25 protein-coding genes and 1 other annotated feature are annotated in these 25705 nt (G+C 56.7%); of the genes, 7 read left to right on the top strand and 18 right to left on the bottom strand.

Annotated features, from left to right (window positions below; translation table 11 throughout):
* The first annotated feature begins 197 nt into the window (after positions 1 to 197).
* A complete protein-coding gene (satP, locus tag AC2TE5_RS03380) occupies positions 198 to 764 on the top strand; it encodes an acetate uptake transporter (protein ID WP_023334461.1) in 567 nt (188 codons plus the stop codon).
* Here the strand turns inward: satP and AC2TE5_RS03375 are convergent.
* From AC2TE5_RS03375 to tal, 3 genes are all read right to left on the bottom strand, one after another.
* The gene (locus tag AC2TE5_RS03375) at positions 741 to 2063 is read right to left on the bottom strand and encodes an MFS transporter (RefSeq protein WP_484612658.1); all 1323 of its coding nucleotides are present in this window, start codon (positions 2061 to 2063) and stop codon (positions 741 to 743) included. The two genes, satP and AC2TE5_RS03375, sit on opposite strands and share 24 nt — an antisense overlap.
* Positions 2064 to 2185: 122 nt before the next feature.
* Positions 2186 to 2773: a molybdopterin adenylyltransferase gene (mog, locus tag AC2TE5_RS03370; RefSeq protein WP_213329876.1), complete on the bottom strand. Its 588-nt coding sequence runs from the start codon at positions 2771 to 2773 to the stop codon at positions 2186 to 2188.
* A 110-nt stretch (positions 2774 to 2883) separates the two neighbouring features.
* Complete coding sequence (gene tal / locus AC2TE5_RS03365) at positions 2884 to 3837, bottom strand: transaldolase (protein WP_023334458.1); 954 nt, start codon at positions 3835 to 3837, stop codon at positions 2884 to 2886.
* Positions 3838 to 4099: 262 nt separating this feature from the next.
* Between tal and AC2TE5_RS03360 the strand changes: the two genes are divergently transcribed.
* Positions 4100 to 5530: an alanine/glycine:cation symporter family protein gene (locus AC2TE5_RS03360; RefSeq protein WP_213329878.1), complete on the top strand. Its 1431-nt coding sequence runs from the start codon at positions 4100 to 4102 to the stop codon at positions 5528 to 5530.
* Positions 5531 to 5596: 66 nt separating this feature from the next.
* On the top strand, positions 5597 to 6370 hold the full coding sequence (gene yaaA, locus AC2TE5_RS03355) for a peroxide stress protein YaaA (RefSeq protein ID WP_159515487.1): 774 nt from the start codon (positions 5597 to 5599) through the stop codon (positions 6368 to 6370).
* Positions 6371 to 6402: 32 nt separating this feature from the next.
* On the opposite strand, the gene AC2TE5_RS03350 is transcribed toward yaaA, so the two are convergent.
* The 7 genes from AC2TE5_RS03350 to yjjY all read right to left on the bottom strand — a co-directional run bounded on the left by AC2TE5_RS03350 (position 6403) and on the right by yjjY (position 13222).
* A complete protein-coding gene (locus AC2TE5_RS03350) occupies positions 6403 to 6705 on the bottom strand; it encodes a DUF2502 domain-containing protein (RefSeq protein WP_484612657.1) in 303 nt (100 codons plus the stop codon).
* 246 nt (positions 6706 to 6951) lie between these two features.
* Complete coding sequence (thrC, locus tag AC2TE5_RS03345) at positions 6952 to 8238, bottom strand: threonine synthase (protein ID WP_484612656.1); 1287 nt, start codon at positions 8236 to 8238, stop codon at positions 6952 to 6954.
* A 3-nt stretch (positions 8239 to 8241) separates the two neighbouring features.
* Entirely contained in the window at positions 8242 to 9171 is a 930-nt protein-coding gene (thrB, locus tag AC2TE5_RS03340; RefSeq protein ID WP_032660770.1) for a homoserine kinase, read from the bottom strand.
* A gap of 1 nt (position 9172) precedes the next feature.
* Positions 9173 to 11635: a bifunctional aspartate kinase/homoserine dehydrogenase I gene (thrA, locus tag AC2TE5_RS03335; RefSeq protein WP_484612655.1), complete on the bottom strand. Its 2463-nt coding sequence runs from the start codon at positions 11633 to 11635 to the stop codon at positions 9173 to 9175.
* Between the two features lie 24 nt (positions 11636 to 11659).
* Positions 11660 to 11777: a sequence feature (Thr leader region), on the bottom strand.
* A complete protein-coding gene (thrL, locus tag AC2TE5_RS03330; protein WP_015572623.1) occupies positions 11716 to 11784 on the bottom strand; it encodes a thr operon leader peptide in 69 nt (22 codons plus the stop codon). (Overlaps the previous feature by 62 nt.)
* 211 nt (positions 11785 to 11995) lie before the next feature.
* Positions 11996 to 12682: a tRNA/rRNA methyltransferase gene (locus tag AC2TE5_RS03325; protein WP_484612654.1), complete on the bottom strand. Its 687-nt coding sequence runs from the start codon at positions 12680 to 12682 to the stop codon at positions 11996 to 11998.
* Positions 12683 to 13081: 399 nt separating this feature from the next.
* Entirely contained in the window at positions 13082 to 13222 is a 141-nt protein-coding gene (yjjY, locus tag AC2TE5_RS03320) for a YjjY family protein (RefSeq protein WP_085928893.1), read from the bottom strand.
* Positions 13223 to 13317: 95 nt separating this feature from the next.
* On the opposite strand from yjjY, the gene arcA reads away from it, so the two are divergent.
* The gene (gene arcA, locus AC2TE5_RS03315) at positions 13318 to 14034 is read left to right on the top strand and encodes a two-component system response regulator ArcA (protein WP_003856501.1); all 717 of its coding nucleotides are present in this window, start codon (positions 13318 to 13320) and stop codon (positions 14032 to 14034) included.
* Positions 14035 to 14080: 46 nt separating this feature from the next.
* Here arcA and creD read toward each other — a convergent pair whose 3' ends face one another.
* Genes creD through creA form a run of 4 tightly spaced genes read right to left on the bottom strand, consistent with a single transcriptional unit; the run spans position 14081 to position 18088 of the window.
* A complete protein-coding gene (creD, locus tag AC2TE5_RS03310) occupies positions 14081 to 15433 on the bottom strand; it encodes a cell envelope integrity protein CreD (RefSeq protein ID WP_059347196.1) in 1353 nt (450 codons plus the stop codon).
* A gap of 56 nt (positions 15434 to 15489) precedes the next feature.
* A complete protein-coding gene (gene creC / locus AC2TE5_RS03305; protein WP_484612653.1) occupies positions 15490 to 16914 on the bottom strand; it encodes a two-component system sensor histidine kinase CreC in 1425 nt (474 codons plus the stop codon).
* Positions 16914 to 17603: a two-component system response regulator CreB gene (creB, locus tag AC2TE5_RS03300; protein WP_029740852.1), complete on the bottom strand. Its 690-nt coding sequence runs from the start codon at positions 17601 to 17603 to the stop codon at positions 16914 to 16916. Before creB ends, creC begins: the two co-directional genes overlap by 1 nt.
* 14 nt (positions 17604 to 17617) lie before the next feature.
* The gene (creA, locus tag AC2TE5_RS03295) at positions 17618 to 18088 is read right to left on the bottom strand and encodes a protein CreA (protein ID WP_032642647.1); all 471 of its coding nucleotides are present in this window, start codon (positions 18086 to 18088) and stop codon (positions 17618 to 17620) included.
* Between the two features lie 211 nt (positions 18089 to 18299).
* Between creA and robA the strand changes: the two genes are divergently transcribed.
* Complete coding sequence (robA, locus tag AC2TE5_RS03290) at positions 18300 to 19169, top strand: MDR efflux pump AcrAB transcriptional activator RobA (protein ID WP_029740850.1); 870 nt, start codon at positions 18300 to 18302, stop codon at positions 19167 to 19169.
* Here the strand turns inward: robA and gpmB are convergent.
* Entirely contained in the window at positions 19166 to 19813 is a 648-nt protein-coding gene (gene gpmB / locus AC2TE5_RS03285; protein ID WP_023310332.1) for a 2,3-diphosphoglycerate-dependent phosphoglycerate mutase GpmB, read from the bottom strand. The genes robA and gpmB overlap by 4 nt on opposite strands.
* Before the next feature lie 50 nt (positions 19814 to 19863).
* On the opposite strand from gpmB, the gene yjjX reads away from it, so the two are divergent.
* Positions 19864 to 20379 (top strand): inosine/xanthosine triphosphatase, encoded by a 516-nt coding sequence (gene yjjX / locus AC2TE5_RS03280; protein WP_023334447.1) that lies wholly within the window; start codon positions 19864 to 19866, stop codon positions 20377 to 20379.
* Between the two features lie 27 nt (positions 20380 to 20406).
* Here the strand turns inward: yjjX and trpR are convergent, their stop codons facing one another.
* Entirely contained in the window at positions 20407 to 20736 is a 330-nt protein-coding gene (trpR, locus tag AC2TE5_RS03275) for a trp operon repressor (protein ID WP_010427104.1), read from the bottom strand.
* A 55-nt stretch (positions 20737 to 20791) separates the two neighbouring features.
* Positions 20792 to 22729 carry a murein transglycosylase gene (gene sltY, locus AC2TE5_RS03270; RefSeq protein WP_121424984.1) on the bottom strand — a complete coding sequence of 646 codons (1938 nt, stop codon included), beginning with the start codon at positions 22727 to 22729 and terminating at the stop codon, positions 20792 to 20794.
* 227 nt (positions 22730 to 22956) lie between these two features.
* Between sltY and ettA the strand changes: the two genes are divergently transcribed.
* Positions 22957 to 24624, top strand: coding sequence for an energy-dependent translational throttle protein EttA (gene ettA / locus AC2TE5_RS03265; protein ID WP_148243690.1), 1668 nt, complete (start codon positions 22957 to 22959; stop codon positions 24622 to 24624).
* 91 nt (positions 24625 to 24715) lie between these two features.
* Here the strand turns inward: ettA and AC2TE5_RS03260 are convergent, their stop codons facing one another.
* Positions 24716 to 25615 carry a LysR family transcriptional regulator gene (locus AC2TE5_RS03260; RefSeq protein WP_213329896.1) on the bottom strand — a complete coding sequence of 300 codons (900 nt, stop codon included), beginning with the start codon at positions 25613 to 25615 and terminating at the stop codon, positions 24716 to 24718.
* Between the last annotated feature and the right edge of the window lie 90 nt (positions 25616 to 25705).

Below are 25705 nucleotides of genomic sequence, written 5' to 3'. Positions count from 1 at the left end.
TCCACACACTGCGGTTGACTACAAGATGGGGTCGCGACGGCATCCATCAAGGGGCAAGCATAAAAAAAATTTTAATTTCACCCTGATGAGATCATAGACGCCATCGATTGCGCCCATTATGATGCCGCGCCCAGTCAGGGAGAACTGACGCGGGTTTAACCATTTCACCATATTAATGATGATTTTTTTGAGGACTTATGGGCAACACTAAGTTGGCTAATCCGGCTCCGCTGGGCCTGATGGGTTTTGGCATGACCACTATCCTGCTGAACCTGCACAATATCGGGATGTTCCCGATGGATGGCATCATCCTGGCGATGGGCATTTTTTACGGCGGTATCGCGCAAATCTTCGCAGGCCTGCTGGAATATAAGAAAGGCAATACCTTCGGCTTAACCGCCTTCACCTCTTACGGTTCTTTCTGGCTGACCCTTGTTGCCATTCTGCTGCTGCCTAAAATGGGCATGGCGGACGCGGCAAACGCCCATTTCCTGGGCGTTTACCTGGGCCTGTGGGGCGTCTTCACCCTGTTCATGTTCTTCGGTACCCTGAAAGGTAACCGCATGCTGCAGTTCGTTTTCCTGAGCCTGACCGTGCTGTTCGCCCTGCTGGCGATTGGTCACCTGGTGGATAACGAAGGCATCGTTCATGTTGCAGGCTGGATTGGTCTGGTTTGCGGCGCAAGCGCTATCTACCTCGCAATGGGTGAAGTGCTGAACGAGCAGTTTGACCGCACCATTCTACCGATTGGTGAAAAACACTGATCCCTCTGTCGTGCCCGCCTCGCGGGCACGACATCCCCCCGCCTGACGCAGCCAAAATCCTAATACCAGCCCCATCAGCGAGAGCGCGAGTACATACCAGGCTGGCGCCATCGGCGACACGCCCATCAGCACGGTGACGGCAATAGGCGTCAGCCCGCCGAAAATGGCATACGACACGTTGTAGGAAAATGAGATCCCGGTAAATCGTACTTCCGGCGGGAAAGCTCGCACCAGGACGTAAGGCACAGCACCCACTACGCCCACGCACAGCCCTACCACGCCGTACAGCAAAAACAGCTGTTCAGGATGGCTGCCCGCCAGATGGTAAAACGCCCAGCTTGATGCGGCCAGTAACAGGCTGCCGACGATAAAGGTAACGCTGGCACCGAAACGATCTGCCGCCAGCCCGGCGGCCAGACAGCCAAAGCAGAGCATGATTGTCGCGATACTGTTCGCCTGTAGCGTCACGGCAGGGGCGAAGCCGTACTGCTTTTGCAGCCACACCGGGGACATCAATATCACCACAACAATGCCCGCCGAAAGCAGCCAGGTGAGCAGCATCGACACCACCACCGCTTTTTTATGGCGTACCACGACCGCCTTCACCGGCAGCTCCTGCGCCAGCGCTTTGCGCTGCTGCATCTCGAGGAAAATCGGCGTCTCCTGCAGCCAGCGGCGCAGGTACATCGCGACCAGACCAAACGCCCCGCCCAGCAGGAACGGAATACGCCAGCCCCAGTCGTGCACGGCCTGCTGCGTCATGCTGGTGTTAACAATCGTTGCAACCACCGAACCGAGCAGGATTCCGACGGTCAGCCCCGCCGTTAAGGTTCCGCAGGCGATACCAATGCGGCGCGCCGGAACATGCTCCGCGACAAACACCCACGCGCCCGGCACTTCACCGCCAATCGCCGCGCCCTGAAGGACGCGCATCAGCAACAGCAGCAACGGAGCAAGGATGCCCATCGAGGCATAGGTGGGCAGCAGACCAATGGCCAGCGTGGGTACGGCCATCAGCAGGATGCTAAGGGTAAACATCTTCTTGCGCCCGACCAGATCGCCAAAGTGGGCCATGATAATGCCGCCCAGCGGACGCGCCAGATACCCGGCGGCAAAAATGCCGAAGGTTTGCACCTGACGCAGCCATTCAGGAATATCCGCCGGGAAGAAGAGTTCTCCCACCACGGCGGCGAAGAAGACGAAGATGATAAAGTCGTAAAACTCCAGCGCGCCGCCTAAGGCCGCGAGCGTGAGGGTTTTGTAGTCCTGTCGATTCAGAGGTCGGGTGTTATGTGACATAGCGAACCATTATGCGTTTATTGTGGATTTATTTTTACAGCAATCGTAAAGAAAAAATTACTATACCGTAAAAGCTTTACCACGCTATCGCCGCTTCAGCTAATGTCACATATTGATTAATTTCAGGAGATTGTTTCGCGACGTGCGTTTTTCGGACGAAAAGCTGCTACCACTTTCTCATCGGTTTCCACATAGGGACCGTCAAGCAGCTGTATACAATACGGTACACTTGCAAAGATGCCGTGAACGAGGACACTGCCATCTTCTGATTTCAGCCCTTCCAGCGTCTCTTTAATCGACTTCGGCTGGCCCGGCAGGTTAAGGATCAACGCCTGCTTGCGGATTACCCCCACCTGGCGGGAAAGAATGGCCGTCGGGACAAAGTGTAGACTTATCTGGCGCATCTGCTCGCCGAAGCCCGGCATTTCACGATCGGCAATCGCCAGCGTTGCGTCCGGCGTCACGTCGCGGCGCGCGGGGCCGGTTCCGCCCGTCGTCAGAACAAGGTGGCAACTCATCTCATCCACCAGCTCGCAGAGCGTCTGCTCGATGATCGGCTGTTCGTCAGGGATCAGGCGGGTCTGAATGTCAAAGGGGGTGGTCAGCGCGCTGCCAAGCCACTCTTCCAGAGCGGGGATGCCTTTATCCTGGTAAACGCCGCTGGAGGCGCGGTCAGAAATCGACACTAAGCCGATGCGTAAGGTATTCATATCCATTCCATTCAAAGAGTACTGATTAAAGGGAATGATACACGCAGAGAGGAAATTCAGACAGAGGCGGGGGTAAGACGCGTGACCGGAAGCCCGGTCACGCAGAATGATTACAGCAGGTCGCCGATCATTTTTTCCAGTTTGCCCTGGTCAACAGCAAACTTACGGATACCGTCCGCCAGTTTGTCTACAGCCATTGGATCCTGGTTGTGCTGCCACAGGAACTCGGATTCAGTGATGCGCTCTGGGCGTGCTTTCACTTCACCGGTGTAGGACAGTTTACGCTCCAGAGTACCTTCGCTTTCAGCCAGCTCTTTCAGCAGGGCAGGCGCGATGGTCAGGCGGTCACAGCCAGCCAGCTCGATGATTTCACCGACGTTACGGAAGCTTGCGCCCATAACCACAGTCTCATAGCCGTGCTGTTTGTAGTATTCGTAGATTTCAGTAACAGAAACCACGCCTGGATCTTCAGCCGGTGCGTACTCTTTCTTATCGGTGTTGGCTTTGTACCAGTCCAGAATACGGCCCACGAACGGAGAAATCAGGTATACGCCCGCTTCCGCACATGCACGCGCCTGCGCGAAGGAGAACAGCAGGGTCAGGTTACAGTTGATACCGTCTTTTTCCAGCTGCTCTGCCGCGCGAATACCCTGCCAGGTGGAAGCCAGTTTGATCAGGATACGGTCGTTGCTGATGCCAGCGTCGTTGTACATTTTGATCAGGCGTTTCGCTTTGGCGATAGACGCTTCGGTGTCGTAGGAGAGACGCGCATCCACTTCGGTAGAGATACGGCCAGGAACCAGCTTCAGGATTTCCAGACCGATGTTCACTGCCAGCTTGTCGGTGGCATCCACAACCTGCTGCGCGCGGTCGTTGCTCTGTGCTTTCGCCCAGGTCACTGCGTCGTCAATCAGTTTGCGATACTCAGGGATCTGTGCGGCGTTAAGGATCAGAGAAGGGTTAGTTGTGGCATCCTGCGGCTGGTACAGCTTCATTGCCGCGATATCTCCGGTGTCAGCTACGACAGTGGTGAACTGACGAAGGGAGGTCAATTTATCCGTCATGATAGTGTTTCTCTTTTAACGTGCCCTGGATAATTCACGCTACCGACAGCATGCCTGCAGCGGAAAAATGACAGGTTTACTTGTTAGGGGGATGTAACCGGTCTGCCCTGATGATAACACGACGGAGGGGTAGCGCAACCGCAGACAGTGCGCTTAGGCAGAGTATGGTAAACTGGGAAGATTAACAGGCTGCTAAGTAACAGCATGCCCAATCAGTGGTAGCGCTTACATATTCACATTGGCATCAACAAGAGGGACGTTAATGCCTGATTTCTTTTTCTTTATTAACGAAGTCCTCTGGGGTTCGATAATGATTTACCTGCTTCTGGGAGCAGGTATTTGGTTTACGCTACGCAGTGGGTTCATCCAGTTTCGTTATATTCGCAAGTTTGGCAGAAGTCTGAAAAACAGCGTTACGCCCCAGCCGGGCGGACTAACGTCGTTCCAGGCACTCTGTACCAGCCTGGCGGCACGGCTCGGCAGCGGTAATCTGGCGGGCGTTGCGCTGGCCATCAGCGCGGGCGGGCCAGGCGCGGTCTTCTGGATGTGGGTGACGGCGCTACTCGGAATGGCCACCTCCTTTGCCGAAAGTTCGCTCGCCCAGCTTTATAAAGAGAAAGATAAAAACGGCCAGTTTCGCGGTGGTCCTGCCTGGTACATGGCGCGTGGCCTGGGGATGCGCTGGATGGGCGTCCTGTTCTCGCTTTTTTTACTGCTCGCGTACGGTCTTATTTTTAATACCGTCCAGGCAAATTCTGTCGCCAATGCCCTGAGCTACGCCTTCTCCTGCCCGGAGTGGGTCGCCGGTATCGCTTTAGCCCTCGTCGTTCTGCTCACCATTTCTGCCGGTCTTAAGGGCATCGCCCGCCTGATGCAGTGGCTGGTTCCCATTATGGCGCTGCTCTGGGTTGTGGCGAGTCTGTTCGTCGCCGCACTGCATATCGACCTGGTTCCGGGCGTGATTGCGACCATCTTCAAAAGCGCCTTTGGCTGGCGCGAGGTGGCCTCCGGGGCGCTGGGCTACACCTTCAGCCAGGCGCTGATGGCGGGTTTTCAGCGGGGAATGTTCTCCAACGAAGCCGGTATGGGATCAACCCCCAACGCGGCAGCCGCCGCCTCTTCCTGGCCGCCGCACCCGGCCGCACAGGGCATTGTGCAGATGATTGGCGTCTTTACCGATACCATTATCATCTGTTCCGCCAGCGCCATGATTTTGCTGCTGGCAGGCCCCGTACCGCATTCGTCGGGAACCGCCGGGATACAGCTTCTCCAGCAGGCGCTGGTGAACCTGACCGGCGGCTGGGGTGCAGGGTTTGTCTCGCTCATCCTGATCCTGTTTGCCTTCAGCTCGATTGTGGTGAATTACCTCTACGCCGAAAATAACCTTATTTTCCTGAAACTCGACTCCCGCGCCGCAATCGGAACCCTGCGCCTGGGGGTCATACTGATGGTGATAGCAGGCTCCCTGCTCAGTATGCCGCTGGTCTGGCAGCTGGCCGATATTATTATGGCGCTGATGGCGATCACTAACCTCACGGCGATCCTGCTGCTCTCGCCCGTTGTGACCCTGATTGCCAGAGACTATCTGCGCCAGCGCAAACTCGGCGTGCCACCGGTATTTGATCCCGCCCGCTATCCCGACATTAAGGCGCAGCTTGCCCCCGGCACGTGGGATGATTTGCCGCGGCAATAACAGCTATCGATCAATTCAGGGCGATTTTTTGCTAAAGTCGCTCTAAATTTCCTGCAAGGACTGGATATGCTGATTCTGATTTCACCTGCAAAAACGCTCGACTACCAGAGCCCGCTCGCCACCGAGCGCTATACCCAGCCTGAACTGCTGGACTACTCGCAACAGCTGATCCGCGAAGCGCGTAAGCTCTCTGCGCCGCAAATCGCCTCGCTGATGAGCATCAGCGACAAGCTGGCCGATCTTAACGCGACCCGCTTTCACGAGTGGCACCCGGATTTCACCCCGGCGAACGCTCGCCAGGCGATTCTGGCCTTTAAAGGCGATGTCTATACCGGCCTGCAGGCGGAAGATTTTAGCGAAGCCGATTTCGATTTTGCCCAGCAGCATCTGCGCATGCTGTCGGGTCTGTACGGCGTACTGCGCCCGCTGGACCTGATGCAGCCGTATCGTCTGGAGATGGGGATTCGCCTGGAAAATGCCAAAGGCAAAGACCTGTACCATTTCTGGGGCGATATCATTACCGACAAGCTGAACGCGGCGCTGCGCGCTCAGGGCGATAACGTGGTGATTAACCTGGCATCCGATGAGTACTACAAGTCGGTGAAACCGAAAAAGCTGGATGCAGAGATTATCAAACCGGTGTTCCTCGACGAGAAGAACGGCAAGTTCAAGGTGATCAGCTTCTACGCTAAGAAAGCGCGCGGTCTGATGAGCCGCTACATCATCCAGAACCGCCTGACGAAGCCGGAGCAGCTGACCGCCTTTAACAGCGAAGGCTATTTCTTTGACGAGGCGTCGTCGGGGAGAGGCGAGCTGGTGTTTAAGCGCCACGAGCAGTAAAAACAACCCCCGCCAGATGGCGGGGTTTTGCATTAATGGTGTTTCCAGTCCGGGCCGCGATCGTCACGGTGGTCATCGTGGTGATGGTCATCATGGCGATCGTCATGTTTATGATGCTCATCATGTGGACGCCAGTGGTTATCACGCCAGTCATAGTGCGCTTTCCACCAGTCGTGGTCTCGCCAGCGGCCGCCGTCCCAGTAGTGCCCGTTGTTATCCTGGTCGCCAATCTGCAGTTTTACCGCTGGTACGAGGGTAATTTCAGATGCCTGAACCGCCATGGGGGCGGCCAGCACCAGTGAAAGCGCGATGAGTGCAGGTTTCAGTGTAGACACAGGTGACTCCTTATTCTTCTTGCCCAACGTGGGCCGATGTAAGGAGATTACGCGAGGGGAACGGGGGATGTTATTCTCTGCAATCCTAAACGCTAAGTGACCGCATTTATTGGGAATTTCTGCTTTTTTCCTGCTTTATTTCTCCTTAATTTCTTCACAAAAAAGCCGGGTGGCGGCTTCGCCTTACCCGGCCTACGTTCTGAGCCGTTGTAGGTCGGGTAAGGCGTAGCCGCCACCCGACACAAATCACGCGCGGACCATCATCAGCTTACGCAGCGCGGCAAAATCTGCCGGCAGTTCATGAGACAGCAGCGGCAGGTCGGCACGCTCGGCCAGCTCTTTCGGCAGCGACAGCGTTTCGCCCAAGATCGCTTCCACGCTCTCTTTGAACTTCGCCGGATGCGCGGTGCCCAGGAACAGGCCGTATTCACCCGGGTTAAGCTGGTCGCGCAGCGCGCGGTAGGCAATCGCCGCATGCGGTTCAGAGGTATACCCCACCGCCTTCAGCTCGCGCATGGTCGCTTTGGTGGTTTCATCCGTCACCGCGGCGTAGCCCAGGTCACCCAGACGCCAGATCTTACGACGGAACAGCTCTTCCACGCGCGGCCAGTTGTTCGGCTGCGACACATCCATCGCATTAGAGAGCGTTGCCTGCGTGGCGTTCGGCGCCCACTTCCCGTCTTTCAGAAAGCGCGGCACGGTGTCGTTGGCGTTGGTGGCGGCGATAAAGCGTTTCACCGGCAGACCCAGGGATTTCGCCAGCAGGCCAGCAGTCAGGTCACCGAAGTTACCGCTAGGCACGGAGATCACCAGCTGGTTGCGCGCTTCCTGCGGCAGCTGCGCCACCGCTTCGAAGTAGTAGCAGATCTGTGCCAGAAGACGGCTGATGTTGATAGAGTTGGCGGAGTTCAGACCCAGGGCCACCTTCAACTCTTCGTCGTCGAAGGCCTGCTTGACCAGCGCCTGGCAGGCATCGAAATCGCCGTCAATTGCCACGGTTTCAATGTTGCCGCCGAGCGTACAGAACAGTTTTTCCTGCAGCGGGCTGATTTTGCCTTTCGGATAGAGGATCACCACGCGGACGTTTTTCAGGCCGTAGAACGCGTGCGCCACCGCCGCACCGGTATCGCCGGAGGTTGCGGTCAGGATGGTCACCGGTTTGTCGCCGCTGATGTGGGTCAGCATCTGCGCCATAAAGCGGCCGCCGAAGTCTTTAAACGCCAGGGTCGGGCCGTGGAACAGCTCCAGGCAGCCAACGTCAGGCTCAACCTGCTTCACCGGCGCCGGGAAAGCGAACGCCGCACGCACGCGCTCTTCCAGCAGTTCCTGCGGGATTTCATCGCCGATAAACGCCGAGAGAATTTTGGTGCTGCGGGTAACAAAGTCCTGCTTCAGCAGCTCGTCGATGTCGGTCAGCTGAAATTCCGGCAGGTCATGCGGGAAAAACAGCCCCTGGTTTTTGCCCAGCCCCTGAGTTACCGCCTGCGCGAAGCTGACCTGCTCGTTATGATCTTTAAGGTTGTAGAGTTTCATTGATTATCCCAGTACTCGTGCGCCAGCCGTGTCCAGACGGCAAATATGAACAAAGCCTTCCTGATTTTGCAGGTAGTGTTTAGAGAGCCAGTCCGCCACGCGCTGCGCGGTGTCAGGCTTGTCGCAAAGGGCGAACAGCGTCGGGCCGGAGCCGGAAATGCCGCACGCCTGCGCGCCGATATCCATCGATGCCTGTCGCGCTTCGTTAAAGCCGGGCAGCAGCTTCGTGCGGTACGGCTCGGCAATGACGTCTTTCATCAGCTTCGCCGCCAGCTGCGGCTGACGGGTGTAGCAGGCGTGAATAAAGCCCGCCAGATGACGCCCGTGGGCGATACAGTCCTGACGACGATACTGCGCGGGCAGGATCGCACGCGCTTCCGCGGTAGAAACCTTAATGCCCGGATAGGCCAGCACCCACAGCCACTCATCAAACCCTGGCACCTGCTGGCTGATGATGCCATTTTCTTCGATCATCAGCTGCATGCCGCCGAGGAAGCACGGCGCCACGTTGTCATAGTGAATGCTGCCGGAGATGCGCCCTTCCAGCTCGCCCATTAACCCCAGCAGACGGTTGTTGTTCAGCGGCTTGCCGCAGTGCTCGTTCATCGCCACCAGCGCGGCGACCACCGAGCAGGCGCTGGAACCCAGTCCCGAGCCAATCGGCATGCTTTTTTCCAGCGTCATGGCGACCGGCACGTTTTTGCCGATCTCCTGACAGAAGCGTTCCCAGCACTGATAGACGATATTTTCGCGCGGCTCAGACGGCAGTTTGCTGGCGAAGCGGCCCACGTTATTCAGGCTGAAGCTATCCGCCGCTTCCACCGTGACCGTATCGCCCAGCAGCGAACCATCCACCGGCGTCACCGCCGCACCCAGCACGTCAAATCCGACGCTCATATTCGCGCTGGAAGCCGGGGCATAAACTTTGACCATGTTAAACTCCTAACTTCCATGACAGGGTACGCAGCAGATCGGCAAACACACCCGCCGCCGTAACATCGTTCCCTGCGCCATAGCCGCGAAGCACCAGCGGCAATGGCTGATAATAGTGGCTGTAAAACGCGAGGGCGTTTTCGCCGTTTTTGACTTTGTACAGCGGGTCGTTGCCATCCACTTCGGCAATCTTCACCCGGCACACGCCATCTTCTTCAATGTTGCCAACATAGCGCAATACCTTACCTTCATCACGGGCTTTCGCAACGCGCGCGGCAAAAGCGTCGTCAAGCTGTGGCAAATTCGCCATAAAGGCGCTGACGTCACCGCCGTCATCAAATTCTGCCGGCAGGACAGGTTCAATCACGATATCCGAAAGCTCAAGCTCGCGGCCCGTTTCACGCGCGAGGATCAGCAGCTTGCGCGCCACGTCCATCCCGGAAAGGTCGTCGCGCGGATCCGGCTCGGTATAGCCCAGCTCGCGCGCGGCGCGGGTGGCTTCCGACAGGCTCATCCCTTCATCCAGCTTGCCGAAGATAAACGACAGCGAGCCGGAGAGAATGCCGGAGAAACGCTGCAGTTCGTCGCCCGCGTTCAGCAGGTTTTGCAGGTTCTCGATAACCGGCAGCCCCGCGCCCACGTTGGTGTCGTACAGGAACTTGCGGCGCGACTTGCTCGCCGCCAGACGCAGCTGGTGATAGTAATCCATCGACGAGGTGTTGGCCTTTTTGTTCGGCGTCACCACGTGGAAACCTTCGCGCAGGAAGTCGGCGTACTGATCGGCCACCGCCTGGTTGGAGGTACAGTCGACGATCACCGGGTTAAGCAGGTGGTACTCTTTCACCAGACGGATCAGGCGGCCCAGGTTGAACGGCTCTTTCGCCTCGTTCATCTCGGCCTGCCAGTTCTCCAGGTTCAGACCGTGAACGTTGGTGAGTAGCGCTCTGGAGTTGGCAATTCCGCAGACGCGCAGATCGATATGTTTCTTCTTCAGCCACTCCTGCTGACGCTTCACCTGCTCCAGCAGCGCGCCGCCCACGCCGCCCACGCCAATCAGGAACAGCTCGATGACCTGATCGGTGTTGAACAGCATCTGGTGAACCACGCGTACGCCGGTGGTCGCGTCATCGTTGTCCACGACAACAGAAATTGAACGCTCAGACGAGCCCTGGGCAATCGCCACGATATTGATATTGGCGCGCGCCAGCGCGGCAAAGAACTTGGCGGAGATACCTCGCAGCGTGCGCATGCCGTCGCCGACCACAGAGATGATCGCCAGACGCTCCTGAATGGAGAGCGGCTCCAGCAGCTCTTCTTTCAGCTCCAGATAGAACTCTTCCTCCAGCGCGCGGCGGGCGCGTAGGCAGTCTCCCTGCGGCACGCAGAAGCTGATGCTGTACTCGGAAGAGGACTGGGTGATCAGCACCACCGAGATACCGTTGCGGGACATGGCCGCAAACACGCGCGCCGCCATGCCGACCATCCCCTTCATCCCCGGGCCGGAGACGCTGAACATCGCCATGTTGTTGAGGTTGGAGATGCCTTTCACCGGCAGACCGTCCTCATCGGTGCTCGCGCCAATCAGCGTACCCGGCGCCTGCGGGTTACCGGTATTTTTAATCAGGCAAGGGATCTGGAACTGGGCAATCGGGGAGATGGTACGCGGGTGAAGCACTTTGGCGCCGAAGTAGGAAAGCTCCATCGCTTCCTGGTACGACATCGACTTCAGCAGCCTGGCGTCCGGAACCTGGCGCGGGTCGCAGGTATAGACGCCGTCGACGTCAGTCCAAATCTCACAACAGTCCGCGCGTAAACAGGCGGCCAGCACGGCGGCGGAGTAATCGGAGCCGTTACGGCCCAGCACCACCAGCTCGCCCTTCTCGTTGCCGGCGGTGAAGCCTGCCATCAGGATCATGTGGTCAGCGGGAATTTTGCTTGCGGCGATACGGCGGGTTGATTCGGCAATATCAACGGTGGATTCGAGGTAGTGGCCCACCGCCAGCAGTTTTTCAACCGGGTCAATTACGGTCACGCTATGGCCGCGCGCTTCCAGCACGCCCGCCATGATGGCGATTGAGAGTTTTTCGCCCCGGCAGATCAGCGCCGCGTTGATGCTGTCCGGGCACTGGCCGAGGAGGCTGATGCCGTGCAGGACGTGTTTGATTTGCGCGAATTCCTGCTCAACGAAGGACTTCAGCTGAGCGTGCGGGAAGCCAGGCAGCGCCTCTGCCAGCCCTTGCAGTAAGTCAGCAAAGATACGCTCTGCGTCGCTGATGTTCGGGAGTGCATCCTGGCCACCGATGGTTTTTTCAATCATCGCCACCAGATGGTTCGTGATTTTTGCCGGGGCAGAGAGCACGGTCGCAACCTGCCCCTGCCTGGCGTTGCTTTCCAGGATATCGGCAACACGCAGAAAACGTTCTGCATTTGCCACTGATGTACCGCCGAACTTCAACACTCGCATGGTTCTACCTCGTTTCCTTTAGCCGAAAAAAAAGCCCGCACTGTCTAGGTGCGGGCTTTTTTTTGTTTTTCCTGTACGCGTCAGCCCGCATCGTTACCTGTGGTAATGATGATGGTTGTAGTAATGGTGGTGATGCTGATGCGTTTCATGGATGTTGTGTACTCTGTCATTATTATCTGTCTGTGCTGTATTCTTTTAGGGTTAAAGGATCGGGCACCTTAAGTCAACGAATTTTTAATTTGGTCACAATTCGGGAGACTCTCACGTCCCGCTGCTTGCAGATTTATTTTCATCTCATTCGCCCAAGTGCAACCCTTCTGGACAGACTTATTCGCCATAGTAAAAACTTATGGCAGTATTTTATTCGGTCAATTTTTTTTCAATATCGTGCAGCAAACGGTGCAGCATTGCGGTGTCCCGCTGCTCAAGACGCCCCAACCGCTGCTGCAGCCAGTCAGCCATTTTTTGATCGTCCGTCACCCCCAGCTGAGATAACAGCTGCTCAACGCGCGCCCGCAGCGCAGCCAGCTGATTTTCATTTGCCCCTTCTGCCGGAGGCTGGGGGATTTGTATTAAGGAGGCTAATTGATAGCAGTAGACCATAACCGCCTGGCCTAAATTCAGGGAGGGGTAATCGGCTACCATCGGCGCACCGGTAAGAACGTCCGCCAGCTCCAGCTCTTCGTTGGTTAATCCGGAATCCTCGCGACCAAACACCAGTGCGGCTTTATCCAGCCACTGGCTTTTCTCGCTCAGCATCGGCACCAGTTCAGCCGGGGTGGCGTAGTAGTGGAACTTCGCCCGGCTGCGCGCGGTGGTTGCAACGGTAAATGAAATGTCGTGCAGCGCATCAGCCAGCGTCGCGTAAGTGGTTATATTATCGAGAATATCGCCTGAACCATGTGCCACCCAACGTGCCGCAGGCTCCAGGTGGGCCGTGCTGTCCACAATACGTAAATCGGTAAAACCCATGGTCTTCATGGCACGCGCGGCAGCGCCTATATTTTCTGCTCTGGCTGGGGCAACCAGTACAATCGACAGATGCATTTATGCTCTCTTTTTAATCAGTTAGCGGGTAAAAATGTGATGCGCCTCAACATATTACGCAGCGCGAATTTACAAAATTGCAACACAAATCACCGAAATAGCGTTTCATAACAAATTAAAAACGCTAAACTATTCCTTGTCTGAACAATCAGTTAGAATGTTAACAGAACACTATTATCCCTATGTTTTATAATGATAATAGCGACATGAATACCCTATTCTGATTGGATTCGCTTCGTTTATAAATCAATGTCCGCAACTAGTTGGTTTATTGAAAAATTGTGACAAAGGCTAGCATTCGGCTACGATGATTTCATCAAACTGTTAACGTGCTACAATTGAACTTGATATATGTCAACGAAGCGTAGTTTTATTGGGTGTCTGGTGTCACTTAGCCTGTTATGTTGCTGTTAAAATGGTTAGGATGACAGCCGTTTTTGACACTGTCGGGTCCAAAGGGAAAGTACCCAAGACCAAGCTAATGATGTTGTTGACGTTGATGGAAAGTGCATCAAGAACGCAATTACGTACTTTAGTCACGTTAAGCCGATCATGTTAATTTGCGACATGCATCAGGCAGGTCAGGGACTTTTGTACTTCCTGTTTCGATTTAGTTGGCAATTTAGGTAGCAAACATGCAGACCCCGCACATTCTTATCGTTGAAGACGAGTTGGTAACACGCAACACGTTAAAGAGCATTTTCGAAGCAGAAGGCTACGATGTCTTTGAAGCGACCGATGGCGCAGAGATGCATCAGATCCTTTCTGAAAATGATATCAACCTGGTGATCATGGATATTAACCTGCCGGGCAAAAACGGTCTTCTTCTGGCGCGCGAACTGCGCGAGCAGGCGAACGTCGCGTTAATGTTCCTGACGGGCCGTGATAACGAAGTTGATAAAATTCTTGGCCTGGAAATCGGTGCGGATGACTACATCACCAAACCGTTTAATCCACGCGAGTTAACCATTCGTGCGCGCAACCTGCTGTCCCGCACCATGAACCTGGGTACGGTCAGCGAAGAGCGTCGTAGCGTAGACAGCTACAAATTCAACGGCTGGGAACTTGATATCAATAGCCGTTCGCTGATTAGCCCGAACGGTGAGCAGTATAAACTGCCGCGCAGTGAATTCCGCGCGATGCTGCACTTCTGCGAAAACCCGGGCAAAATTCAGTCCCGTGCAGAGCTGCTGAAGAAAATGACCGGCCGTGAGCTGAAACCGCACGACCGTACCGTAGACGTGACCATCCGTCGTATTCGTAAGCATTTCGAATCTACACCGGATACGCCGGAAATCATCGCCACGATCCACGGCGAAGGGTACCGTTTCTGCGGCGATCTGCAGGAGTAATCCCGCAGTCTACGCATTAAAAAACGGCGCATTTGCGCCGTTTTTTTTATTTCCAGATCCGCATCGTATCGTCATCCGGTGCGGCGGGTGGCTCAGGTCGCTTCGGCTGAGAGAGCGAGTACCAGTCGAAATGCCGGGTCAGGTACATCACGGCGAACAGCGCCAGCGCGAGAACCGCTGAACCCAACAGCAGCGCGCTGTCCTCCGAGCGCAGCAGGAACCACATCACCACGTCCAGCCCGAGCAGCGCCAGCACAAACAGCCCGCTGCGCTTCCAGCTTTTCAGCACGGCCTGCAGATACATTCCGTTCATCGCTGCGCCAACCAGGCTTGCAACAACCCAGGCTGGCGTAAACCCGACGTGTTCTGACAGCGCCAGCAGCACCAGATAGAACAGGACCAGCGACAGCCCCACCAGCAGATACTGCATCGGGTGAAGGCGCAATCCGGTTAAGGTTTCGAAGACAAAGAAGGCCATAAACGTCAGCGCAATCAGCAAAATGGCGTACTTGATCGCACGGTCGGTCAGCTGATACTGGTCGGCGGGCGTGGCTACCGTGACGCTAAAGGCCGGAAGCGCCTCCCACTCCGGCGACTCCTTGTCGTAGAACCAGCTTTCAAGGTTATTTGCAAACCAGCTGCTCTGCCAGTTCGCCTGGAAACCAGACTCGCCTATCTGATGCTTAACAGGGAGATAATCGCCCATAAAACCCGGATGCGGCCAGTTGCTGTTGAGCGTCATTTCGCTATTACGCCCTACCGGCACCACCGCAAAACTGCCGGTTCCCGCCAGGCTGAGGGACATCTCAAGCGCAAACGTTTTGGCTTCCAGCGCTTTGTCGGTCAGCGGGATGTGGATCCCTGCAAGCGCCCCGTAGACGCCTGAGCCGGGCTCCACGCTTAGCGTCTCACCGTTGATTTTAGAGATACTGACCGTGCCAATGCCCCGCGCGTCGCCAACGCCCGTCACGATAAACGGCTGCCCTGTCGCGATCGTTTCCCCTTTCAGCTGCTTCAGCTCTTCGGTATTAAACTGCGCTTTTATCTTCAGGTCAGTGTTCCAGATTTGCCCGTCGTAGATGCCAATATTGCGGGACTCCACGCGCTGGTTCCCTTCCACAACCAGAGATTCCGGCAGAATGAAATGCATATAGCTTTTCTTGTATTCGACCTTCTTCTCGTCCTCTATCTTGTAAAAGATCTCCGTCATCGGAATCGCAATCATCGGACCGACCAGCTTTTGCGGTCCGCTGGTGCTCTGACGAAGCGTATTTTCAACATCGTTGCGGTAGCTCTCCCGCTCTGATATCAGGTTACTGACCATAAAAAGCGGGACTAACAGCAGCAGGATGCACCCCAGCAGGGTGCTTACTTTCCAGAACAGGGGGGATTTCATCATTACGTCTCCTTTGTGATGAGGAGAGCGTAACCAGGCCGTGTGGGGTCAGTTTGAAGTTATGTGAAGGGACGGTGAAGCGTCAGCGTGGCCCTCACGCCGCCTTCATCACGATTACGCAACGTAATCTCTCCCTGGTGCAGACGCGCCACCTCCTGGACAAAGGCCAGCCCGAGTCCGCTGCTCTTCAAGCCGTTCTCGCGCGGCAGGGAATAGAAGCGTTCAAAAATACGCGCCAGCGCGTAATCCGGGATCCCACTTCCGCTGTCGGTGACGAGAAGCTGTATCTGCCCCTGCTCTTCCCGGGCCGCCAGTTCAATGGCGCCACCCTGCGGCGTAAAATCGATAGCGTTATCCAGCAAATTACCGAGCGCCTGCTCGAGCAGGTCGGGATCGCCTTCAACATGAAGCGAAGCGGGCTGGAGTGTCAGCCCAATCTCTTTTGCCGCCAGCCCCGCCGAGCGGGCGTCGGCAAGACGCGTAAACAGCAGGTCGACGCGGACGGTCTGAGGCGTAATCTCGACCCGATTTTCAAGCCGCGCCTGGGTGAGCAGTTTTTCAACCAGCGACTGCATGCGCGCGTTTTGCACCAGAATATTATCGATAAACCGCGCGGCCACCTGCGGCGGCGGCTGCTCGGCGAGAATTTCCGCCGCGCCGCGTATAGCGGCGATGGGGCTTTTCAGCTCGTGGGTCAGCGCATGGACATAGTGTTCAATGTAGTTTTTCCCTTCCAGGCGAATGCGCATATTCTCCAGCGCCAGGGCCAGCTTGTGCAGTTCGTTGCTGCCAGGATTAGGCAGCGGGAGAGGCGTATCCGTGGTTACCGAGTCGGCATAGCGCGATAACGTACTGATAGAACGATTGATCCACCAGGCGACGAGAAGACCGATCAGCAGGGCAATGCCGAGCAGCGCCCCGCCTGCCCACAGGATCCGCCGCTCGCTGCGATGGATAACCGGGGCCATCGCGCTGTTAGGTTTCCCGACCGACAGCACGCCGATAATCTTGCCCTGATCCACAACCGGCGCGGCAACATACATCACCGTGCTCTCCGGATCGTCAGGATGGCTCTGGGTACTCCGCGCGCCGTATTCACCGCGAAGCGTCAGCCAGACATCGTTCCAGCGCGAGTAATCTTGCCCCACGGCCAGACCGGCGGAATCAAACACGACGCGGCCCTGCGCATCGGTCATGTAGACGTGGTACTCGTTACGCACTTTATGAATCCCGCCGATATTGGCGCGGAAAGGGCGCTGATGAAGCTGAGAAAAGGCCTGCGCCAGTTTACCCTGCTGCGCATGACCCGAAAGCAAATCGTCACGTCCAATTTCCGCCAACAGGGTCGCGGTGTCGATCAACGTGCCCTCGGTTGCCCTGCGCACGCCGGGCTTTACTTCCTGAACAAAGATCGACAGCACAAACCACGCGGCGATGGCCACGATCAGAAAATACCCCAGCAATAGCCGCATCCCAATGCGCATCAGTAAAGGCCCAGACTGTAGCCCATACCGCGATGGGTGCTGATGGGTGACAGTTCCTCGTTCACCGCCCGCAGCTTGGCGCGCAGGGTTTTGATGTGGGTGTCCACGGTACGATCGAAGCTGTCGCCGTCTTCACCCCACACCTTGTCCATGAGCTGCTGACGAGAAAAGACCCGCCCGGGAGCCTGCAACAAGGTTTTGAGCAGCAAAAACTCGTAGCGGGTTAGGGGCAATGCTTCCCCGCACCAGCTAATTCGCGCGGCAGGCTCGTTCAGTTCAAACTGCCCGATGCGCAACGTTTCTGCTGGCGCGGCGGATTTTTGCATGCGCCGTAAAATCGTCCGCACCCGGGCGCAGACTTCACGAGGTGAAAAAGGTTTCGCAACGTAGTCATCAGCGCCCATTTCCAGGCCAAGCAGCTTGTCTACCTCATCACTTCGCGCCGTCAGAAACAGCACGGGCAGCGAGGGATGCTGCGCCAGCAGCTGGCGGCAAAGCTCAAATCCACTGATGTCCGGCAGCCCGACGTCCAGAATGGCGAGCGCCGGAGCCTGCCGCCGCGCCGCCTCCAGCACGGGTAAACCGCGTTCAAACGCCTTTACCGCGAATCCTTCCTGCTGAAGCATGTAGATCAGCGTATCGGCGATACTGGTTTCGTCTTCAACCAGCCAGACCACAGGTTGTTGCATGGTTCATCCCTGAATTAATGCCACGGCATAATCGGCACCGCGCTGATCGCGTTTTTCGGCGAGCCTTCCACCACTTTGTCAGAATAGGCAAGGTAAGCCAGGGTGTTGCGTTTGGCATCATAGAAACGCACCACCTGCAGCTTTTTAAACACCAGCGAGGTCCGTTTCTGGAATACCACGTCGCCCTGCGCTTTACCGTTTTTAATTTTATCGCTCAACTCAACCGGCCCCACCTGCTGACAGGAAATCGCCGCATCGGAGGTATCTTCCGCCAGCCCCAGCCCGCCTTTGATACCGCCCGTTTTCGCACGGCTGACGTAGCAGGTGACGTTTTTCACGTCCGGATCGTCAAACGCCTCCACCACGATTTTGTGGTCCGGGCCAAACATTTTGAACACGGTATCAACGGAGCCAATCTGTTCTGCCTGCGCCGCGCGCCCAACCATCAGCATCAACGCGGTGAAGATCAAAGTCTTGTATTTCATATTGTTACCATTCTTTAAAATTACACTGAGCGATTATTCAACACTTTAGACAAAAATGTAGCAAGATCACAGGATTAGAATATATCTGCCTGTAATGTGCTCTAAAAAGCATGAATGCGCAAAAAAAACACTGAATGCTAAAACATCAAAAAATGCTATTATCCGCTAACCTGTTATCAGGCACCTGCTGTTTTAAGGATGAGGATAGTATATGGATCAGGCTGGAATTATTCGCGACCTGCTCACCTGGCTGGAAGGTCATCTCGACCAGCCTTTGTCACTGGATAATGTGGCGGCTAAAGCAGGCTATTCCAAGTGGCATCTGCAAAGGATGTTCAAGGATGTCACCGGTCATGCTATCGGGGCCTATATTCGCGCACGTCGTTTATCAAAATCTGCTGTGGCACTGCGCCTGACCGCGCGGCCGATTCTGGATATTGCCCTGCAATATCGTTTCGATTCGCAGCAGACCTTCACCCGCGCCTTTAAAAAACAGTTCTCGTTGACGCCAGCGCTTTATCGTCGCTCGCCTGACTGGAGCTCGTTTGGCATGCGTCCGCCGCTGCGTCTGGGCGAGTTCGCAATGCCGAAATATGAAATTGTCGCGCTGCCGGAAACCCATCTGATCGGCACAACCCAGAGCTACTCCTGTTCACTGGAGCAGATTTCTGAGTTCCGTCATCAGATGCGCGTCCAGTTCTGGCGCGACTTCCTGAGCCACGCACCGGCGATCCCGCCAATTCTGTATGGCCTCAACGAAACGCACCCAAGCCAGGAAAAAGACGACGAGCAGGAGGTGTTCTACACCACCGCGCTGACGCCAGAGATGGCCAATGGGTATATTCAGGGTTCGAAGCCTGTCGTGCTGGAAGGCGGCGAATACGTGATGTTCGCCTATGAAGGGCTGGGAACGGGGGTTCAGGAGTTTATCCTGACCGTTTACGGAACCTGCATGCCGATGCTGAATCTGAATCGCCGTAAGGGTCAGGACATTGAGCGCTACTACCCGGCGCAGGATGCCAAACCGGAAGAAGGCCCAATCAATCTGCGTATGGAATTCTTGATTCCGATACGTCGTTAACGCTGCAGTTCGTCAAGCGCAGGGGCATCAAGATGCGAAATGTCCCCTGCCATCTCCACTACCCAGCCCGAGGCCAGCCACGCGCTTTCCTGATAGTCAATTCGGGAAATGGAGCAGTTGCGCAGACGCAAACGGCGCTCAGCGTAAGCCGGTAACCCCAGAATGGTGCTCACCAGGCAACCCAACGCAATCCCGTGACTCACCAGCAGCGGACGGCTTCCCGCCGGAAGCTTCAGGCATTCCGCCAGTGCGGCATGCATGCGTACGCTGAGCTCCTGCATGGATTCGCCTTCAGGAATACGGCCATCTTCGGTACCGTTCACCAGCGTGCGGCGCCAGCCCTCTTCCGCTTCCGTCAGCGTATCGATATGGCGTTTTTCCAGCACGCCCATATCCAGCTCGCGCAGGCGCGGCTCCAGCATGACGTCACAGCCGCAGGCATCTGCGATGATGCGCGCCGTCTGCTGTGTGCGACCTAAATCGCTGGTAATCACGTGGGTAATCCCCAGCGTTCTGGCGCGTTCCGCCACCTGCCACGCTTGCTGCACACCCTTCTCAGTGAGAGGACTGTCTGACTGGCCTTGAATACGTCGCTCGGCGTTCCACTGCGTTTCACCGTGGCGAACAAGGTATACCTGTAACATGCTTTTTTTCCGTTATACTGCGATGAGTTTTTTTTGAATCGAGCTTAATTATGCACCATGTTGTCTCTGCTACCACTAATCCTGCCAAAATTCAGGCAATTCTAAGGGCATTTGACGAGATCTTCGGCGCAGGATCCTGCCATATTGAGGCCATCGGCGTCGAGAGCGGCGTACCTGAACAGCCCTTTGGCAGCGAGGAAACGCGCGCTGGCGCACGAAATCGCGTGGCAAACGCTAAGGCCGCGGCACCGAATGCTGACTTTTGGGTAGCGATTGAAGCAGGTATCGACGAAGGCGCAACCTTTAGCTGGGTGGTCATCGAAAGCCGCGAGCAGCGCGGTGAAGCGCGTTCGGCCACCCTGCCGCTGCCGGAGATCATTCTGGAAAAAGTCCGTGCGGGTGAAGCGCTCGGGCCGGTGATGTCGCAGTACACCGGCATTGATGAGATTGGTCGTAAAGAAGGAGCGATTGGCGTCTTTACCGCAGGCGCGCTGACGCGTTCAGGCGTTTACCACCAGGCGGTGATTCTGGCGTTAAGCCCGTTCCATAACGCGATTTATCGGTAAGTTTGTAGGCCGGATAAGGCGTAGCCGTCATCCGGCGTTTTTCAGCAATACCGCTTCCAGCCACTGGCGCAGCTCAACCGGTGCCGACTTCAGGCTGTTCGAGCCGCGGGTGATCGTTGCGATACCCGCGCCGAGCTCGTTTTTCAGCTCGCGCTGGCTCATCTCGCCGCGCAGCAGCTCCTCAATGATCCGCACGCGCGTGCCCAGCGCCTCACGCTCGTCCGGCGTGAGCATCAGCTGCATGAGGGGCAAGTGCAGATCCTGCTCGTAAGACTGGCGAAGCAGCTCCACAAAACGAAGCCACTCCTGATGACGTTGTTCGGCCATTGCCGAGGAATACGGGGAATGCTGGGTCATGTTATGCTGCCTCTTGTACTCATTAGCGAGTACAGCATAACACAACCCACGCCGATCAGTAACGTCTCTGCCACTCGGCATCGCTCATCAGGGTATCTTTCTGCCCCATGAAGTAGCGATAGTAGGCGTCATAGGCCAGCACGTTCTTCACGTAGCCGCGCGTTTCCGAGAACGGGATGCTCTCGACAAACGCTACGGCGTCGATGCGTCCGGCGCTGTTGCCAAGCCAGGTACGCACGCGTCCAGGCCCCGCGTTATACGCCGCCGAAGAGAAGATGCGGTTATTGCCGAACTGCTGATACACGTACTGGAGATAGCTGGTACCGATGTTGATATTGGTATCCGGATCCAGGAGCTGTGACGGGCTGCTGTACCCCGGAATATTAAACATCTTCACCGTGTGCGTCGCCGTGCCCGGCATAATCTGCATCAGACCGCTGGCACCCACCGGGGAACGGACTTTCGGGTTCCAGGCGCTCTCCTGACGAGCGATCGCCATCGCGTAGCTTTGCGGGATATCTTTGCCGCTGGTATAGCGATCGAAAAGATCTTTATACGCCAGCGGGAAACGCTCTTCGAGATGATCCCAGAGCTTGCCGGCGATCGTCGCCTGCACGCTGAGATCCCACCAGTGATTATCAAACGCATAGCGGGCAAGCTGGGCTTTCTCGTCGGTGGTACGGCTGGTCACCAGATTCGCCCACTCGCTGCGCGCGGTGTTATCCATATTCCAGTACATCAGCTCGCGAACGCGCGCCATTTCTGGCCCCTGCGTCAGCGCCGGGTTCGCGTTAGCGGGCGCTTTATCAATGCGGAAGGTATACTCCTCGCCCAGACGCTGCGCGGCGGCCATCGGGTAAAACCCGCGCTGCTGCATCAGCGTATGGAGGATCTCTTTAGCTTCATCATCACGACCGCGCTCCATCAGCAGATCGGCCTGCCAGTAGCGCCATTCGTCTTTCTCTTTGGCCTCCATCGGCAACCGTGCGAGCCAGGTATTCAGCCCACGGCGATCGCCCGTGCCCAGCGCCATGCGCACGCGGCGTTCCACCAGCGACGTGGAGTTCGAACGCATAATGGCATCGTCACGCCAGCGCGCCTGTTCATCGGTCACATCGGTGCCCATCAGTCGCCACGCCACGATGTCGCGCAGCTCCTGGGTTTGCTCCTCATTGAGCTGCTGCGCCTGCACCAGCTGCGGGATCATCAGCCGCGCGTTTTCCACGTCGTCACGCGCCACGCTGGCAAAGGCCACCGCAGCCATCTGGCGGGTAAAATCGGTCGCGCCCGTACTGCGGGCAAAGGTCAGCACGCTGTTCGGATCGTTTGCCAGCGAGATAACCGCGGTAGAGATCGTCTGGTAATCGGACGGCATCTGCCCCGCCAGCGTGGTCACCAGACGCGTGTTACCGGCTTTCATCGCCAGACGGATGCGCTCAAGGTAGGACAGCGGATCCTGCTTGCCGGAAGCGCGCCATGCGCCGAACAGGGAATCACAGGCGTTCGGCTGGTTTTTACCGGTCAGCCAGAGCTCTTTCGCCCCGGCCCAGGCCTCTTCCTGCTGGCCGGTCGCCCATTTCGCGTAGTAATAGTTACACTGGGCTTCGGTGGCGTTCGGCTTTTCAGGGCTAAACGCCAGCAGTCCGCGCCAGTCTTCGCGGCGCGCCAGCTCATTCACAAAACGAGACTGGAGATTTCGGGCAGGCGGCAGGGTCGGGTTCGCCTGAATGAAGTTATTCACGGTGACGGTAGGCTGGTTCATCAGATCGTCGGTTATCTGGCGATACTCCAGATACGGATACAGCGGATAATCCTTTAGCGTCGGCATCAGCGCCTGCACGGTATCCATCTGCTTGTTGTCCCACGCCTGTTTAATCTGGGCGTAGCGGTTACGTTGTTCATCCAGTGAATCGGCATGCACCGCCTGGCTTACCGCCATTACGCATACGCTGGCAGCCAGCAGACGCCAGACCACCCGTTTGGCTTTTTCCACAAGCTCTTCCTCATTGTTTTTTCGTCAATTGCAGCGTCTTGCCACGTCAAAGTCTAATTAACTTATGCTAACCAGGCATCCTTCAACGCGCCACGTCATGGACACTTTTTTACCTTTCTTGCGCGTTTTAACACTCCCGACGTTCCTGGCTGGGATTAGGACGTGAAAAAGGCTACACTTCGAGGCTGAAATTCCTTCTCATTACGATAAAAGAGGCGAAGTCCAACGTGGCTCAATTCGTTTATACCATGCATCGTGTCGGCAAAGTTGTCCCGCCGAAACGTCATATTCTTAAAAATATCTCGCTGAGCTTCTTCCCGGGCGCAAAAATTGGTGTTCTGGGTCTCAACGGTGCCGGTAAGTCCACCCTGCTGCGCATCATGGCGGGCATCGATACAGACATCGAAGGTGAAGCCCGTCCGCAGCCTGGCATCAAGATTGGCTACCTGCCGCAGGAACCTCAGCTGAACCCGGAACACACCGTTCGCGAATCCGTTGAAGAAGCGGTTTCCGAAGTGGTTAACGCGCTGAAAGGTCTGGATGAAGTGTATGCCAAATACGCCGAACCAGATGCGGACTTCGACAAGCTGGCCGCGCAGCAGGGCAAGTATGAAGAGATCATCCAGGCGCACGACGGTCACAACCTGAACGTGCAGCTGGAGCGCGCGGCTGACGCCCTGCGTCTGCCGGACTGGGATGCGAAAGTTGAGAAGCTCTCCGGGGGTGAACGCCGCCGCGTGGCGCTGTGCCGCCTGCTGCTGGAAAAACCAGACATGCTGCTGCTCGACGAACCAACCAACCACCTGGATGCGGAATCCGTGGCGTGGCTGGAGCGCTTCCTGCACGACTTCGAAGGCACCGTTGTGGCGATCACCCACGACCGTTACTTCCTCGACAACGTCGCTGGCTGGATCCTGGAGCTGGACCGCGGCGAAGGTATTCCGTGGGAAGGCAACTACTCCTCCTGGCTGGAGCAGAAAGATCAGCGTCTGGCGCAGGAAGCTTCTCAGGAAGCGGCGCGTCGCAAGTCTATTGAGAAAGAGCTGGAGTGGGTTCGTCAGGGCGCGAAAGGCCGTCAGTCTAAGGGCAAAGCCCGTCTGGCACGCTTCGAAGAGCTGAACAACACCGAATACCAGAAACGTAACGAAACCAACGAACTGTTTATTCCGCCTGGAGCACGTCTGGGGGATAAAGTGGTTGAAGTTACCAACCTGCGCAAGTCTTACGGCGACCGCCTGCTGATCGACGACCTGAGCTTCTCCGTACCGAAAGGCGCTATTGTCGGGATCATCGGTCCGAACGGCGCGGGTAAATCGACCCTGTTCCGCATGATGTCCGGTCAGGAACAGCCTGACAGCGGCTCTATCACCCTGGGTGAAACCGTGAAGCTGGCCTCCGTTGACCAGTTCCGTGACGCGATGGATAACAGCAAAACCGTGTGGGAAGAAGTCTCCGGCGGTCTTGATATCATGCGTATCGGCAACACCGAGATGCCAAGCCGCGCCTATGTTGGCCGCTTCAACTTCAAAGGCACCGACCAGGGCAAACGCGTGGGCGAGCTGTCCGGCGGCGAGCGCGGTCGTCTGCACCTGGCGAAGCTGCTGCAGGTTGGCGGTAACGTTCTGCTGCTCGATGAACCAACAAACGACCTGGACATTGAAACTCTGCGCGCGCTGGAAAACGCCCTGCTGGAGTTCCCGGGCTGCGCGATGGTTATCTCGCACGACCGCTGGTTCCTGGACCGTATCGCGACCCACATCCTGGACTACCAGGACGAAGGTAAAGTGGAGTTCTTCGAAGGTAACTTCACCGAATACGAAGAGTACAAGAAACGCACGCTGGGCGCCGACGCGCTGGAGCCGAAGCGTATTAAGTACAAGCGTATTGCGAAATAAAAGCAAAACGGCAACTTCGGTTGCCGTTTTTTATGTTTGTACCCTCTCCCCGTGGGAGAGGGTCAGGGTGAGGGCATCAGGCCGCACAAAATCACCCACCCACGTAATACCGCTTCACCTCATCGAACTGCATCGCAAACTCGATATAGCTCATCAGCGCGGGCGAGTTCAGCTTGCGGCTTGGGTACGCCAGCCAAAGATCGTTACCTTCAACATTCCACTCCGGCAGCACCTGAACCAGCGCACCCTTTTCGATCTTATCCTCCAGCAGAAACGCGGGTAACAGCGTGATCCCCGCACCGGCAATCGCACACTCGCGGGCGTATACCAGATTATCGGTCATGTGTGCGTTATCCGGCAGGTAGCGGTAATCCTCGCTTTCGCTTCGCAGAAGCCACTCCGACCATGCCCGGTGCGTAATGCAGCGGTGTTCCACCAGCTGACGGGGATGAATTAACGATTCCCGACGCGCCAGATAGTCCGGCGAGGCCAGCATGTAGCGCGGGCAGTGCCCGATCATCCGGCCAATCAGGGAGGAGTCCTGCGGCTTGCCGGTACGCAGCGCCACGTCAAACCCGGCCTCGACCAGATCCACCACGTCATCAGAGATCGACACGTCCAGCGACACGTCAGGATAGCGAAGCTGGAACTCGGCATTCATATGCGCCAGCAGCGTCGCCCCTATCCCCGCCGGGCAGGTGATCCGCAGCCGCCCGCTCGGGTTTTCGCGCAGCCGCTGAATGGCGTACTCCGCCCGCTCGCTGGCCGCCAGCATCTCACGACAGTGCACCAGATAGTGCTCGCCCGCAAATGTCAGGCTGATCCTGCGCGTGGTGCGGTTGAGCAGACGGATCCCCACCTGCTGCTCCAGCTGGCTAATTCGCTGGCTAACGCTGGATTTCGGCAGTTCCGCCTTCTGCGCCGCCGCGGTAAAGCTGCCCATCTCCGCCACCAGCGCGAACAGCGCCATATCCTGCAGCTGTTTAAACATGATTGTTCATCCTGTACGAACGCTGAGTTCTTGATTGTCCATCTTATCACGCAGCTGTCCACTTTATAGACTAGCCTCAACAAAACGCAT

It is taken from the genome of Enterobacter sp. N5-15, assembly GCF_057221635.1.
This window is presented reverse-complemented; position numbering and strand designations above follow the sequence as displayed.

Coding starts and splice junctions, on each gene's coding strand:
- satP (WP_023334461.1), top strand. CDS start 198: ATGGGCAACACTAAGTTGGCTAATCCGGCTCCGCTGGGCCTGATGGGT.
- AC2TE5_RS03375 (WP_484612658.1), bottom strand. CDS start 2,063: ATGTCACATAACACCCGACCTCTGAATCGACAGGACTACAAAACCCTC.
- mog (WP_213329876.1), bottom strand. CDS start 2,773: ATGAATACCTTACGCATCGGCTTAGTGTCGATTTCTGACCGCGCCTCC.
- tal (WP_023334458.1), bottom strand. CDS start 3,837: ATGACGGATAAATTGACCTCCCTTCGTCAGTTCACCACTGTCGTAGCT.
- AC2TE5_RS03360 (WP_213329878.1), top strand. CDS start 4,100: ATGCCTGATTTCTTTTTCTTTATTAACGAAGTCCTCTGGGGTTCGATA.
- yaaA (WP_159515487.1), top strand. CDS start 5,597: ATGCTGATTCTGATTTCACCTGCAAAAACGCTCGACTACCAGAGCCCG.
- thrC (WP_484612656.1), bottom strand. CDS start 8,238: ATGAAACTCTACAACCTTAAAGATCATAACGAGCAGGTCAGCTTCGCG.
- thrB (WP_032660770.1), bottom strand. CDS start 9,171: ATGGTCAAAGTTTATGCCCCGGCTTCCAGCGCGAATATGAGCGTCGGA.
- thrA (WP_484612655.1), bottom strand. CDS start 11,635: ATGCGAGTGTTGAAGTTCGGCGGTACATCAGTGGCAAATGCAGAACGT.
- AC2TE5_RS03325 (WP_484612654.1), bottom strand. CDS start 12,682: ATGCATCTGTCGATTGTACTGGTTGCCCCAGCCAGAGCAGAAAATATA.
- arcA (WP_003856501.1), top strand. CDS start 13,318: ATGCAGACCCCGCACATTCTTATCGTTGAAGACGAGTTGGTAACACGC.
- creD (WP_059347196.1), bottom strand. CDS start 15,433: ATGATGAAATCCCCCCTGTTCTGGAAAGTAAGCACCCTGCTGGGGTGC.
- creC (WP_484612653.1), bottom strand. CDS start 16,914: ATGCGCATTGGGATGCGGCTATTGCTGGGGTATTTTCTGATCGTGGCC.
- creB (WP_029740852.1), bottom strand. CDS start 17,603: ATGCAACAACCTGTGGTCTGGCTGGTTGAAGACGAAACCAGTATCGCC.
- creA (WP_032642647.1), bottom strand. CDS start 18,088: ATGAAATACAAGACTTTGATCTTCACCGCGTTGATGCTGATGGTTGGG.
- robA (WP_029740850.1), top strand. CDS start 18,300: ATGGATCAGGCTGGAATTATTCGCGACCTGCTCACCTGGCTGGAAGGT.
- gpmB (WP_023310332.1), bottom strand. CDS start 19,813: ATGTTACAGGTATACCTTGTTCGCCACGGTGAAACGCAGTGGAACGCC.
- yjjX (WP_023334447.1), top strand. CDS start 19,864: ATGCACCATGTTGTCTCTGCTACCACTAATCCTGCCAAAATTCAGGCA.
- trpR (WP_010427104.1), bottom strand. CDS start 20,736: ATGACCCAGCATTCCCCGTATTCCTCGGCAATGGCCGAACAACGTCAT.
- AC2TE5_RS03260 (WP_213329896.1), bottom strand. CDS start 25,615: ATGTTTAAACAGCTGCAGGATATGGCGCTGTTCGCGCTGGTGGCGGAG.